Here is a 12,891-nt window from a genome sequence, read left to right as displayed (position 1 = left end):
CCTACCAGAAATCCGGCACCGCCTCCGACAAGCGCGCGCCGAGGCGCACGGCCGCGACCTTCTCGGCCAGGCCCGTGCGGTCGGAAATCTCCACCGCAAGGCCGCAGATCGTCGCCGGGCCGCTCGCGGCTTCGAAACGGCCGCGCGGCACACGGGTCAGGAAGCGGTTGAGCGGCTCCTCCTTCTCCATGCCGAGGGAGGAATCGTAATCGCCGCACATGCCGGCGTCCGACTGGTAGGCGGTGCCGTTCACAAGGATCTGATGATCGGCCGTGGGCACATGGGTGTGCGTGCCCACCACCACCGAGACGCGCCCGTCCAGATAATGGCCCATGGCCTGCTTCTCGCTGGTCGCCTCGGCGTGGAAGTCGATGATGATGGCGTCGGCCTGCTCGCCCAGAGGGCAACTCGCCACGATCTCACCCGCCGCCCGGAACGGGTCGTCCAGCTCGGGGTGCATGAAGGCGCGGCCCATGACGTTGGCCACCATCACACGCGCCCCGTTGCGGGCCACGAACAGGCCCGAGCCGCGGCCCGGCGTGCCGGGCGGGTAGTTGGCCGGGCGCAGGAACGCGTCGTGCCGGGGTGCGAAGGCCAGGGCCTCGCGCTGGTCCCAGACGTGGTTTCCCGTCGTCACCACGTCGGCGCCCGAATCGATGGTCTGTTCGAAGATGTCCTCGGTGATGCCGAAGCCGCCGGTGGCGTTCTCCCCGTTCACGACCACGAAATCCAGCCGCCAGTCCGCCACGAGGCCCGGCAGCCGTTCGAACACGGCCGTGCGGCCGGAGCGGCCGACCATGTCGCCGAGGAAGAGGAACCTCACGCGCGAAGGCCGCCCTTGGCCGATCGCAACCGGTCCAGCCCGCGCGCCAGCGCCTCGCGCCCGCCCATCCGCCCGGCCCACATGGACAGGGCGGGAAAGCGCTCGCGCACGTCAAGACCGTCGAGCCCCGCCACGGCCCAGGAATAGTTCATGATGTCGGCGATGGAGAACTCCCCCGCCAGGTAGTCGCGATCGCCCAGACGTCCGTCGAGGACGCTCAGGAGTCGAATCGACTCCTCCCGGTAACGCTCCACGGCGTAAGGAATTTTCTCCGGCACGGCCTTCTCGAAATGATACCACTGGCCGAGCATCGGCCCCGTGCCGCCGGCCTGGAAGAACGTCCAGGCCAGCGCCTCGGCCCGCGCCTTGCCGGAGGGCGCCAGGAAGCGCCCGCTCTTCTCCGCGAGATAGATGAGGATCGCGCCCGATTCGAAAACCCGAATCCCGTCATCGACAAGGGCGGGAATCTTCCCATTCGGGTTGATCGCAAGAAAGTCGGATTTCTTCTGTTCTCCAGCCGAGATGTCGATCAGATGGAGATCGTAGTCGAGCCCGCACTCCTCGAGCATGATGATCGGCTTCTCGCCATTGGGCGTGGTCCAGGTGAACAGTTCGATCACGGAAGTCCTCATCGCTCGAATCGACCGTCAAAATAGCACGGGGCTGCCCGAAAATGAGCCCCCGCCGCCGCCATGGGAATCTCCGCCTTGCGCCTTCTCGCTCTCGCCGTTCTTCTCCTTGCCCTCCAGGCGTGCGCCTCGACGGGTGACCCCGGCGCGGTGCGCTCCATCATGTTCGACCGCGCCGACGCGCTTGGGCAGGTCAACGCGTTCCGGCGCGCCAACGGTCTTTCGGAGCTCTCCGTCGACGAGAGGCTGAACCGGGCGGCCGCCGAGCAGTCGAACGCCATGGCCGCGCGGGACCGGATGAGCCACGACGTCATCGGCCCGCTGCCGCGCCGGCTGGGCGCGGTGGGCTACGACTGGGCGGCGACGGCGGAGAATCTGGGACGCGGCTACCCGTCCTATTCGGCGGCCATGGAGGGATGGATCGGCTCGCCCGGGCACCGGCGCAACCTCATGAACCCGAACGTCACCGAGGTCGGCTTCGCAGCGGCGCGCGACACCCGCAGCGGGCGGCCCTACTGGACGCAGATCTTCGGCGCCGAGCGCCCGCCTAGGACGGCGGAGGCGTTTCCCTCGGCCGGACCCATTCTGCCTCGGTGACGATGGCGTCGAGCGCGATGTCGAAGGGATCGTCCGGCACGGCCGGCACCTCCTGCGCGCTGAAGGCCAGCCCGATGGCGAGGAGCGGAGCGCCGTCGGCGCGCAGCCGGGCGATGGCGCGGTCGTAGAAGCCGCGCCCGTAGCCGAGCCGATGGCCGCGCCGGTCGAAGCCCGCGAGGGGCACCAGCAGGATTTCCGGGCGAAGCACCGGCGCCGCCGGACCCGGCGCCCGGGTGCCCAGCCCCTGCGGCTCCAGGACGGCGGCGGGCGTCCATTCCCTGAATTCGAGATGATCGCCCTTGATGGCGGGCGCGCAGACGCGCGCGCCGCGCTCCGCGAGCACGGTCATCAAGGAGCGGGGATCGACTTCGGAGCGGATGGGAAGATAGGCGCCGAGGATGGCCGGCGCCACGCCGAACCCGGCCAGAATCCGCCCGGCGACGAGGCGGGAGGCGTTCGCGCGAAACTCGGGGGCCAGGCCGTCCCTTCGCGCCAGAAGTTCGCGCCGCAGGGCGCCCTTGGCGCTCGGCCTGTCGTGCATTCCGCCTCGCGAGACCAGAAGGAAGTGGCGAGCCACGTCGGCCGATGAGAAGATCGATCCCGGGAACCTACAGTGTAGGTGGGCGCCGTATGCCCCAGCCCACGGGCCAAGGCAGGAACAGCTCCCTTTGGGATGCGTAAGGCCCCGGGGAATAAGTTATCCCTGTCGAACCGTGCAGCCCGCCAAGACCAATATAGGCCCCCGCGCGGCAGGCCGCCATAGGCTTTCGTAAAAGTTCAGCGCCCGCGTTCGAGCCGGGCCGCGATCCGCTCGATCTGTTCCGAAACGCCGTTCATGGTCTCCACCAGCACCTCGCGGCCCGACGCAGCGCTGCGCGAGGCGTTCTCGCGCTTTCCGTTCACCGCCTCGAGCTCGGCTTCCAGCGCCGCGACGCGCGCCCGCGCCTCCGACAATTCGTCGCTCGCCATGATGGCGGCCATCACCGTCAGGCGCTGGTCGCCGATCTCGCCGAAGCTCTTGCGAAGCTCGGCCACACGCGCGTCCACATCCGCGGCGAGCCCGACGAGGTGGTCCTCCTCGCCTTCCGCGCAGGCCATGCGATAGGTCCTGCCGTCTATGGTGACGACGATCTGAGGCATCGCTCCGCTCCTTCCTCAGCCGCGCATCATGACGCCGCGAATCTGCTCCATGGCCGTCACCAGCCGGCGCGAAACTTCGCGGTTGGCTTCCTCCAGCCGCTTCGTCTTGGCGAGGGCGGCGTCGAGATCGCCGGCCAGCCGGCCGCGATCGGCGCTCATGCGCTGCACCTCCTCCTCGGCGCCGAGCACCAGCCCCTCGCGGTCGAGCCGCGCCTCGACGGCGGCCTCCAGCCGCTCCAGCGCCTTCTGCAGCCTTGCCGACGCCTCGTCGAACGACTTGTCTCCCGCCATCGGCCCTCCGGGATTCGCGATTTGACCGTCCCCGCTCCGTCCTAGCGGCTCCGAACCATCCTGAGAAGCGGTAAGAGAAGACGCATGGAGAGCTTTGGAACGATTGAATCTCGCCGCGCGGGCCAAAGGGGGCTCTTGGGCGCTTTACGCGCCCGCGAAACCGGCTAGAACGCTGGCGGAAAGCGGCGGCACCGCCTGGCGCCGCGGGGCAAACCAGCAGGAGGCATGACATGGCAGTTCGCGTCGCAATCAACGGGTTCGGTCGGATCGGGCGCAACGTCCTTCGCGCCATCGTCGAATCCGGGCGCACCGACATCGAGGTGGTGGGCATCAACGATCTCGGCCCGGTCGAGACCAACGCCCACCTCATCCGCTACGATTCGGTCCATGGCCGCTTCCCCGGCGAGGTGAAGGTCTCGGGCGACACGATCGATGTGGGGCGGGGCCCGATCAAGGTTTCGGCCGAGCGCGACCCGAAGGCGCTGAAATGGGGCGATCTGGGCGTCGACATCGCGCTGGAGTGCACCGGCCTCTTCACCGCCCGCGACAAGGCGGCGGCGCATCTGGAGAACGGCTCCAAGCGCGTCCTCGTCTCGGCGCCGGGCGACAACGCCGACCTCACGGTCGTCTACGGCGTCAACCACGACAAGCTGTCGGCCGAGCACAAGGTCGTCTCGAACGCCTCCTGCACGACCAACTGCCTCGCCCCCGTCGCCAAGGTGCTGCATGAGGGCATCGGCATCGAGAAGGGCTTCATGACCACGATCCACTCCTATACGGGGGATCAGCCCACGCTCGACACCATGCACAAGGACCTCTACCGCGCCCGCGCCGCCGCGCTGTCGATGATCCCCACCTCCACCGGCGCAGCCAAGGCCGTCGGCCTCGTGCTGCCGGAGCTGAAGGGGCGCCTCGACGGCACCGCCATCCGCGTGCCGACGCCCAACGTCTCGGTGGTGGACCTCAAGTTCGTCGCCAAGCGCGAAACCACCGTGCAGGAAGTGCAGGACCTCGTCCGCGCCGCCGCCGACGGTCCGCTCAAGGGCGTCCTCGGCTATACCGATGCGCCGAACGTCTCCATCGACTTCAACCACGACCCGCATTCCTCGATCTTCCACATGGATCAGGTGAAGGTCATGGAAGGCACGCTGGTGCGCATCCTCACCTGGTACGACAATGAGTGGGGCTTCTCCAACCGCATGTCGGACGTGGCCGTGGCCATGGGCAAGCTCGCCTGACGAGCCCCATGTTCCGGCCGCTCTCGCGCCGCACCCTTCGCTGGCGTCCCGTCGCCGGCGAAGGGCTGGAGCACCTCACCGTCGAGCCGACCGCCTCGGGCGTGTCGGTGCGCTCCGTCGTCATCGGCGAGCGGGGCGGCTCGCCCTATGGACTCGTCTGGCAGATTTCCTGCGATCCGCAGTGGCGCGTTCGGCAGTTGCGCCTGCGCGAGACGGGAGGGCGCACCCTTGCGCTGGACGGCGACGGCGAGGGGCGCTGGAAAAGCGCGGAGGGCACGCCCCTGCCCGCTCTCGACGGCTGCGTGGATATCGACCTGGCCGGTTCGCCCTTCACCAACACGCTTCCCATCCGCCGGCTCGGCCTCCAGCCGCAGGACGGCACGGCGGATCTGCGGATGGTCTACGTGCCCTTCGACAGTTTCGAGCCCATGGTGGACGGCCAGCGCTACACCTGTCTCCTGCCCGGCCAGCTCTACCGATACCAGGCCACCGACCGCAGCTTCTCGGCCGACCTGCCAGTGGACGAGGACGGCTTCGTGACCGACTATCCGACCCTTTTCGTCAGAGTTTAAGGACCGCCCGATGACCCCCTTCAAGACGCTCGACGACGCCGATCTTTCCGGAAAGCACGTTTTGTGCCGCGTGGACCTGAACGTTCCCATGAAGGACGGCAAGGTTACGGATGCAACGCGCATCGAGCGCGTGCTGCCCACGCTGCGCGAGATCGCCGACAAGGGCGGGCGCGTCATCCTGCTCGCCCATTTCGGGCGGCCCAAGGGCAAGGTGGACAAGGCGCAGTCGCTGGAGCCGGTGGCTGAAGTGCTGTCCCGGCAGCTCGGCAAGCCGGTGGGCTTCGCGGACGATTGCGTAGGCCCGGTGGCGGACGGCATCGTCGCCAACATGACCGATGGCGACGTGCTGCTTCTGGAGAACACCCGCTTCCACGCCGGCGAGGAGGCGAACGACGACGAGTTCGCCTCGCAGCTCGCCGCGCTCGGCGACCTCTACGTCAACGATGCCTTCTCGGCCGCCCACCGCGCCCATGCCTCCACGGAAGGGGTGACGCATCATCTGCCCTCCTATGCCGGCCGCGCCATGCAGGCCGAGCTGGAAGCGCTGGAAAAGGGCCTCGGCAATCCGGAGAAGCCGGTCGTGGCCATTGTCGGCGGCGCGAAGGTCTCCACCAAGATCGAGCTTCTGTCGAACCTCGTGAAGAAGGTCGATTGCCTCGTCATCGGCGGCGGCATGGCCAACACCTTCCTCGCCGCGCAGGGCAAGGATGTCGGCAAGTCGCTGTGCGAGCACGACCTGGCGCAGACCGCGCTCTCCATCGTGGCCTCCGCCGAGGCGGCGGGCTGCGTGATCCTCCTGCCGGCCGACGCGGTGGTGGCCAAGGAGTTCAAGGCAGGCGCGCAGAACGAGGTTCTATCGGTGGACCGGATTCCGGCGGACGGGATGATCCTCGATGTCGGGCCGGCCAGCGTGGGCATGGTCAACGAGTGGATCGACAAGGCCAAAACGCTGGTCTGGAACGGCCCGCTCGGGGCTTTCGAGATCGAGCCGTTCGACGCGGCGACGGTTTCGGCCGCCCGGCACGCCGCCCAGCGCACGCGCGAGGGCGCGCTCGTTTCGGTGGCGGGCGGCGGCGACACCGTGGCGGCGCTGGCCCATGCGGGCGTCACCGACGCCTTCACCTATGTTTCCACCGCCGGCGGCGCGTTCCTCGAATGGATGGAAGGCAAGCCCCTGCCCGGCGTGGAGGCGCTCAAGGCCTGACCGGCCCGCGCCCTCGGCCTTCGACCGCTTCGGGATGAGGGCCGCCGGGACGCGCAAGGATTTCAGGATCAGCATCGCCGAACGAGGCGTGCTCCGCAGGAGGGCCGCTGGAAAGGGGCGCTGCGGTTCGATGGACCACGAAACGTGCCGCTCCATCGTGGCAGGCCACCTCGCGCCGATCACGCCGGGTTGGGCTACCGCTTGCGATCCATCGCCGTATGATGGGGTGCCGAGCCGGCCCTTGTCCGAACCCCGAAGGGCCGTCGCGCGATCGCGCGGCGGCCCTGTCCTTTACGGAGCCTTTCCCGTTGCGCGATGCCGTCCTCTCCTGGCTCATGTTTCCGGTCTATGTCTGGCAAGGCGTCGGCATACGCCGGCGCATCGAGCGGATGCGCCCGCCCGAGGGGCGCACGAGCGGCAGCGTCGGCGGGGCGGCGGGCGATCCGGACATCAGGCTCCTGGTGCTGGGCGACTCCTCGGCGGCGGGCGTGGGGGTGGAGCGCATCGAGGACAGTCTCGCGCCAAACCTGGCCCGGCGGCTCCACGCGCTGTCGGGCCGCAGCGTCTTCTGGCGCACGGTGGGCTCCAATTCGGCCGTCTCCTCGGACCTGCGTGATTTCATCGTGCCCAATCTGGCGCGCGAGCCCTTCACCCATATCGTCCTGTCGGTCGGCACCAACGATCTGAAGAATTTTCACGGCGCGCGCCGCTTCAAGCGCGGCTTCGGCGGGCTGCTCTACGCCCTGAAGGCGCGTTTTCCCGACGCGCGGATCGTCTGGTCGCCCCCCGTCGACATGCTGCGCGTGCCGGCCCTGCCCCGGGGTCTGGCGCATGTGCTGGAGCTGCGGGCGCGCGTCATACGCCGTCTCGGCGCACGGCTGTGCCTGGAGCGGGGCGTGGTGCCCTCCGTCACCATCCCGCGCGTGGAGCCCGCCGGCTTCTCGCGCGATGGCTTCCACGCCTCGGCCGAGGGCCAGGCCTATGTGGCGGGGCACTTGGCCGCCTATGTGCTGGGCGACCGGGTGGCGAAGGCGGATCAGTCGCTCTCGTCCTCATAGCCCACGAGGTGCAGGGGCCGCGCGCGCAGGTTCTTGAGCGTGCACCAGCGCACCAGCGCCTCCTCCCGCCCATGCGTGACCCAGACCTCCTGCGGGGCGATCTCGACGATGGTCTCCACCAGCTCGTCCCAGTCGCAATGGTCGGAGACGATGAGGGGCAGCTCCACCCCGCGCTGACGGGCGCGCTGGCGCACCCGCATCCAGCCGCTGGCGAAGCATGAGACGGGGTCGGGGAAGCGCCGCGCCCATTTGTCGGCGAAGGCCGAGGGCGGGCCGACCACGATGGCGCCCGCGAAATCGGCCTTGGCGCCGCGTTCCAGCGTTGCAGGGCGCAGTTCGCCGAGGTCGATGCCCTCGCTTTGGTAGAAGTCGCACAATCGCTTCAACGCGCCATGAATGTAGATCGGCTCGTCATAGCCCTCGTCGCGGATCAGCCGGATCATGCGCTGCGCCTTGCCCAGCGCGTAAGCGCCCACGAGATGGGCGCGTTCGGGAAAGCGGCGGGTGGAGGCCAGCAGCTTGCGTGCCTCCTCGCGTGCGGGCGGGTGGCGGAAGACCGGCAGGCCGAAGGTCGCCTCGGTGATGAAGACGTCGCAGGGCACCGGCTCGAAAGCCTCGGCGGTGGGGTCGGCCCTGCGCTTGTAGTCGCCAGAGGCGACGATCCGCATTCCGCCCCATTCCACCGCGATCTGCGCCGAGCCGAGGACGTGACCAGCCGGATGGAAGGAGACCGCCACATCCCCGATGCGGATCGCCTCGCCCCAGCCGGCGGCCTGCCGCTCGCTCGCGAAATCCTCGCCATAGCGCAGCGCCATGATGTCGAGCGTGCGCCGCGTGGCCAGCACCCTGCCGTTGCCCGGCCGCGCATGGTCGGCATGGCCGTGGGTGACGAGCGCCCGGCCGACCGGCAGGACCGGGTCGATGTAGAAATCGCCCGGCGGGCAGTAGAGCCCTTCGCGGGTCGGGCGGAGAAGGTCTTCGAAGCGTGCCATGGCCAGCATCTAGGGCCGGCACGCCCCGGCCGAAAGCTCTTGTCGGCGAAACCGCGCCGGCGCATATCGCTGGCACCAGCTTGCGGCGAAACCGGCCTTGAACGACGATTCCTCGGATACAATCGACCCGCGCGCGGCACGGCGCGCGCAACACGCCGAATCCTACGCGCGTGCCGGCGATCCGCTGGCCGCCGCCGAGATCATGCGCCAGGCGCTGGAGCTCGCGCCCGACTGGACGCTGGGCCGCGTGCGCCTTGCCGCGTTCGAGGAAGCGGCCGGCGAGCGGGAGGCAGCGGTGGCGACGTTGGCCGCGAGCCTCGCGGACGACCCGGACGGGCGGTTCGGCGCCGGGCTGAAGCTCGCCGCCCTCGGGGCCGCACCCGTCCCGCAAGCGGCGCCCCCGGCTTTCGTGGAAGGCCTTTTCGACCAGTATGCGGAGCGCTTCGAGCACTCGCTCGTCGAGCGCCTCGGCTACCGCATCCCCGACATTCTTCGCGAGGAGCTGGTCGCCATGGGCGCGGCCGGCCCCTTCGGCGCGGTGCTGGACCTGGGATGCGGCACCGGGCTGATGGGCGAGCGGCTGCGCCCCATGGCCCGTCGGCTCGACGGCCTCGACATCTCGGGGGCGATGCTGCGCAAGGCCCGCGCCAAGCGGATCTACGACAGCCTGACGGCCGGCAACCTCCTCGACACCGCTCTGGAAAGCCTGGCCGCCTACGACCTCGTCACGGCGGCCGACGTGCTGATCTATGTGGGGGATCTCAGGCCCGTCTTCGCCAGCGTGGCGCGGCGGCTGAAGGCGGGCGGGCTGTTCGCCTTCTCCATCGAGACCCACGAGGGCGAGGAGCCCTTCGTGCTACGGCCCTCGCTGCGATACGCGCATGCGGCGGGCTCGCTGGCGGGGCTTCTGGCCGGCGAGGGGCTGGCGCTCGCGCGAAGCCGGCCCTGCACGGTACGCAAGGACGGCGGCGCGGACATCGCCGGGCTTGCCGTCATGGCTGCCCTGCGGCCTTGAGGCTTTCGCTCGGCGGAGCGAGCGTCTATTTCCTGGGCAAGGCGAAGAATGAGGCGGGATATGGACGGGCGGGCGCGGGGCGAAGGCGACGACGATATTCCGCAGGACGTACGCCGCGCGCATCGCTTCGGCAACTGGGCCTCGAGCGCCACCCACCACAGCCCGTGGGAAGATGCCTTCGGCATCCTCGCCGGCACGGCGCTCACCGCGCTCGGCATCGCCATCCTCGCCCATCTCGGCCTTCTGACCGGGGGCGTGGCGGGGCTCGCCTTCCTGCTGCACTATTCGACGGGCTGGAACTTCGGCCTTGTCTTCTTCCTCCTCAACCTGCCGTTCTTCGTGCTCGCCATGGGGCGGATGGGCCGCGCCTTCACCATCAAGACCGCCATCGGCATCACCACGCTCTCGCTGATGACGGCCTTCGACGACCGTTTCCTGACCTTCGGGCAGATCGACCCGCTGGTCGGCTCCATGCTCGCCGGCCTGCTGATGGGCTTCGGCCTGCTGGCGCTTTTCCGCCACCGCTCCTCGGCCGGGGGCGTGGGCATCCTCGCCGTCTATCTGCAGGACCGGTTCGGCTGGCGCGCCGGGCTCACGCAGCTTCTCATCGACCTTGCCATCCTGGCCGCCTCCTTCACGGTCGCCTCGCCGCTCGCAATCTTCTATTCAGTCATCGGCGCGGTGATCCTGAACATCTTCCTGGCCATCAACCACCGCAACGACCGCTATCGCGCCGCCTGACCTTGGGCTCGGCGGCAGGCCGCCTTATCTCCCTGACCGTGAGCGCCTTGCCGAGCCCCGATCCCCATCCGCTTCTTCCCGAACCCTTCGCACGATGGTTCTCGGGCAAGGGTTGGAACCCGCGCGCGCACCAGCTCGAACTCTTGTCGCGCACCGGGCTCGGCGCCAGCGTGCTGTTGATCGCGCCCACCGGCGCGGGCAAGACACTGGCGGGCTTCCTGCCCTCGCTGGTGGACCTGCACCGGCGCGGGAAGCGCAAGCCCGGCACGCGCCCGCCCGGCGTCCACACGCTCTACATCTCGCCGCTGAAGGCGCTGGCCACCGACATCCACCGCAATCTCTCCACGCCGGTTTCGGAGATGGGCCTTGCGGTGGAGCTGGAGACGCGCACGGGCGACACATCCCAGTCCAAGCGCCAGCGCCAGAAGCTCAAGCCTCCGGACATCCTGCTGACCACGCCCGAGCAGCTCGCGCTCCTGATCGCGGCGAGGGACGCGGCGGATTTCTTCGCGGACCTGCGCTACGTGATCTTCGACGAGCTGCACTCGCTCGTCATCTCCAAGCGCGGGCACCTGCTGGCGCTGGGCCTGGCGCGCCTGCGCAGGCTGCGGCCCGGGCTCCAGACCATCGGCCTGTCCGCCACCGTCGCGGACCCGGACGAGCTGCGGGCCTGGCTCGTGCCGCAGGCCAAGGGCACGAGGCCGCTCGCCAACCTCGTGACGGTGGAGGGGGGCGCACGGCCCGACATCACCATCCTGAAATCCTCCACCCGCGTGCCCTGGCAAGGCCACCGCGCCGGATACGCGATGGGCGAGATCTACGAGACGATCAAGGCGCACAAGACGACGCTGCTCTTCGTCAACACGCGCTCGGGCGCCGAATTCCTGTTCCAGGAGCTGTGGCGCGTCAACGAGGACACGCTGCCCATCGGCCTGCACCACGGCTCGCTCGACGCGCAGCAGAGGCGGCGGGTGGAAGCGGCGATGGCGCGCAACGAGCTGCGCGCGGTGGTGGCCACCTCCACGCTGGACCTCGGCATCGACTGGGGCGACATCGACCTCGTGGTGCATGTCGGCGCGCCCAAGGGCGCCTCGCGCCTCGCCCAGCGCATCGGGCGCGCCAATCACCGCATGGACGAGCCGTCCAAGGCCATCCTCGTGCCGGCCAACCGCTTCGAGATCTTGGAATGCCAGGCGGCGCTGGACGCGAACTATCTCGGCTCCCAGGACACCCCGCCCTTGCGCGAGGGCGCGCTGGACGTGCTGGCCCAGCACGTGCTCGGCATGGCGGTGGCCGGGCCGTTCCGCTCCGACGAGCTGTTCGAGGAGGTGCGCGGGGCCGAGCCCTATCGCACGCTGGACCGGGAGACCTTCGACCGCGTGGTCGAGTTCGTGGCGACGGGCGGGTACGCCCTCAAGGTCTACGAGCAATATGCCAAGATCAGGCTGACCGAGGACGGCACATGGCGGCTGTCCCACCCCTCCATCGCGCAGCAGTACCGCATGAATGCCGGCACCATCATGGAGGCCGAGGCGCTGAACGTGCGGCTGATCCGCAAGAAGACGCGCTCGGCCATTCAGCGCGGCGGGCCGGTGCTGGGCAAGATCGAGGAGATGTTCCTCGAGACGCTCTCGCCCGGCGACACGTTCCTCTTCGCCGGGCGCGTGCTGGCCTTCCAGGGCATCCACGAGATGGAATGCCTCGTCACCGACACGCGGTCCGACGAGCCGAAGGTGCCCTATTACGGCGGCGCCAAATTCCCTCTCACCACCTTCCTCGCCGCGCAGGTGCGCGAAATCCTGGCCGACCCCCGGCGCTGGGGCGCGCTGCCGACGCAGGTGGGGGACTGGCTGGCCATCCAGAAGCGCAAATCCATCATTCCCGGGCCGAACGACCTGCTCGTCGAGACCTTTCCGAACGGCAACCGCTTCTTCATGGTCGCCTATCCCTTCGAGGGGCGCCTCGCGCACCAGACGCTCGGAATGCTGCTGACGCGCCGGCTGGAGCGCGCCCGTGCCAAGCCCCTCGGCTTCATGGCCAACGACTATGCCCTGTCCGTCTGGGGGCGGGGCGACCTCGGCTCGATGATCGCCGACGGCAGGCTTTCGCTCGACGCGCTGTTCGACGAGGACATGCTGGGCGACGATCTGGAGGCGTGGATGGCCGATTCGTGGATGCTCAAGCGCACCTTCCGCGAATGCGCCGTGATCTCCGGCCTCATCCACAAGCGCCATCCGGGGCGGGAGAAGACCGGCCGGCAGGTGACGGTCTCGGCGGACCTCATCTACGACGTCCTGCGCTCGCACGAGCCCGACCACATCCTGCTGCGCGCCACATGGGCGGACGCGGCGACGGGGCTTCTCGACGTGCAGCGCGTATCCGACCTCCTGGCGCGCATCCGCCACCACATCGTCCACCGCAACCTGGACGAGATTTCGCCCCTCGCCGTGCCGATCATGCTGGAGATGGGCCGGGAGCGGATCGAGGGCGAGGCGCGCGACGAGCTGCTTCAGGAAACGATGGAGCGCGAGATGGTCGAACGCGCGCTCTCGTGACCGCCAGCCTCTTCCCTTGGCGGAATCGCTCTGGCA

14 protein-coding genes and 1 other RNA gene are annotated in these 12,891 nt (G+C 69.2%); 8 read left to right on the top strand and 7 right to left on the bottom strand.

Translation table 11 applies throughout. The features are described 5' to 3' along the window. Position 1: 1 nt before the first annotated feature. Both J7654_RS10765 and J7654_RS10760 read right to left on the bottom strand, forming a co-directional pair. Complete coding sequence (locus J7654_RS10765) at positions 2 to 823, bottom strand: TIGR00282 family metallophosphoesterase (RefSeq protein ID WP_209735932.1); 822 nt, start codon at positions 821 to 823, stop codon at positions 2 to 4. Next, a complete protein-coding gene (locus J7654_RS10760; protein WP_209735930.1) occupies positions 820 to 1,443 on the bottom strand; it encodes a glutathione S-transferase family protein in 624 nt (207 codons plus the stop codon). Before J7654_RS10760 ends, J7654_RS10765 begins: the two co-directional genes overlap by 4 nt. 87 nt (positions 1,444 to 1,530) lie before the next feature. Between J7654_RS10760 and J7654_RS10755 the strand changes: the two genes are divergently transcribed. After that, positions 1,531 to 2,049, top strand: coding sequence for a CAP domain-containing protein (locus J7654_RS10755; RefSeq protein WP_209735928.1), 519 nt, complete (start codon positions 1,531 to 1,533; stop codon positions 2,047 to 2,049). On the opposite strand, the gene J7654_RS10750 is transcribed toward J7654_RS10755, so the two are convergent. The 4 genes from J7654_RS10750 to J7654_RS10735 all read right to left on the bottom strand — a co-directional run bounded on the left by J7654_RS10750 (position 2,000) and on the right by J7654_RS10735 (position 3,480). Continuing rightward, positions 2,000 to 2,626, bottom strand: a complete 627-nt coding sequence (locus tag J7654_RS10750) for a 5-formyltetrahydrofolate cyclo-ligase (protein WP_377946320.1) — start codon at positions 2,624 to 2,626, stop codon at positions 2,000 to 2,002. The two genes, J7654_RS10755 and J7654_RS10750, sit on opposite strands and share 50 nt — an antisense overlap. Next, positions 2,616 to 2,774, bottom strand: a non-coding RNA gene (ssrS, locus tag J7654_RS10745) — 6S RNA. The genes J7654_RS10750 and ssrS overlap by 11 nt, the downstream gene beginning before the upstream one ends. A 52-nt stretch (positions 2,775 to 2,826) precedes the next feature. Further along, positions 2,827 to 3,189 (bottom strand): cell division protein ZapA, encoded by a 363-nt coding sequence (locus J7654_RS10740; protein WP_209735926.1) that lies wholly within the window; start codon positions 3,187 to 3,189, stop codon positions 2,827 to 2,829. A 15-nt stretch (positions 3,190 to 3,204) separates the two neighbouring features. Beyond that, on the bottom strand, positions 3,205 to 3,480 hold the full coding sequence (locus tag J7654_RS10735; RefSeq protein WP_209735924.1) for a DUF4164 domain-containing protein: 276 nt from the start codon (positions 3,478 to 3,480) through the stop codon (positions 3,205 to 3,207). A gap of 230 nt (positions 3,481 to 3,710) precedes the next feature. Here J7654_RS10735 and gap point away from each other — a divergent pair, with 230 nt between their 5' ends. The 4 genes from gap to J7654_RS10715 all read left to right on the top strand — a co-directional run bounded on the left by gap (position 3,711) and on the right by J7654_RS10715 (position 7,552). Continuing rightward, a complete protein-coding gene (gap, locus tag J7654_RS10730; RefSeq protein WP_209735922.1) occupies positions 3,711 to 4,718 on the top strand; it encodes a type I glyceraldehyde-3-phosphate dehydrogenase in 1,008 nt (335 codons plus the stop codon). 8 nt (positions 4,719 to 4,726) lie between these two features. Beyond that, positions 4,727 to 5,290: a putative glycolipid-binding domain-containing protein gene (locus J7654_RS10725; RefSeq protein ID WP_209735920.1), complete on the top strand. Its 564-nt coding sequence runs from the start codon at positions 4,727 to 4,729 to the stop codon at positions 5,288 to 5,290. Positions 5,291 to 5,300: 10 nt separating this feature from the next. Then, a complete protein-coding gene (locus tag J7654_RS10720; RefSeq protein WP_209735919.1) occupies positions 5,301 to 6,494 on the top strand; it encodes a phosphoglycerate kinase in 1,194 nt (397 codons plus the stop codon). Between the two features lie 308 nt (positions 6,495 to 6,802). Continuing rightward, positions 6,803 to 7,552 carry an SGNH/GDSL hydrolase family protein gene (locus tag J7654_RS10715; RefSeq protein ID WP_245195467.1) on the top strand — a complete coding sequence of 250 codons (750 nt, stop codon included), beginning with the start codon at positions 6,803 to 6,805 and terminating at the stop codon, positions 7,550 to 7,552. Here the strand turns inward: J7654_RS10715 and J7654_RS10710 are convergent. Then, positions 7,531 to 8,544 carry a ligase-associated DNA damage response exonuclease gene (locus J7654_RS10710; protein ID WP_209735917.1) on the bottom strand — a complete coding sequence of 338 codons (1,014 nt, stop codon included), beginning with the start codon at positions 8,542 to 8,544 and terminating at the stop codon, positions 7,531 to 7,533. The two genes, J7654_RS10715 and J7654_RS10710, sit on opposite strands and share 22 nt — an antisense overlap. 97 nt (positions 8,545 to 8,641) lie before the next feature. Here J7654_RS10710 and J7654_RS10705 point away from each other — a divergent pair, with 97 nt between their 5' ends. From J7654_RS10705 to J7654_RS10695, 3 genes are read left to right on the top strand one after another with little or no spacing between them, the layout of a single operon-like run. Further along, positions 8,642 to 9,559 (top strand): class I SAM-dependent DNA methyltransferase, encoded by a 918-nt coding sequence (locus J7654_RS10705; protein ID WP_245195466.1) that lies wholly within the window; start codon positions 8,642 to 8,644, stop codon positions 9,557 to 9,559. Positions 9,560 to 9,607: 48 nt separating this feature from the next. Then, entirely contained in the window at positions 9,608 to 10,300 is a 693-nt protein-coding gene (locus J7654_RS10700; protein ID WP_245195465.1) for a YitT family protein, read from the top strand. Positions 10,301 to 10,338: 38 nt separating this feature from the next. Beyond that, positions 10,339 to 12,855 carry a ligase-associated DNA damage response DEXH box helicase gene (locus tag J7654_RS10695; RefSeq protein WP_377946321.1) on the top strand — a complete coding sequence of 839 codons (2,517 nt, stop codon included), beginning with the start codon at positions 10,339 to 10,341 and terminating at the stop codon, positions 12,853 to 12,855. Positions 12,856 to 12,891: the final 36 nt, after the last annotated feature.

This window comes from Aureimonas populi, from assembly GCF_017815515.1.
Taxonomy (GTDB): Bacteria; Pseudomonadota; Alphaproteobacteria; order Rhizobiales; family Rhizobiaceae; genus Aureimonas; species Aureimonas populi.
This window is presented reverse-complemented; position numbering and strand designations above follow the sequence as displayed.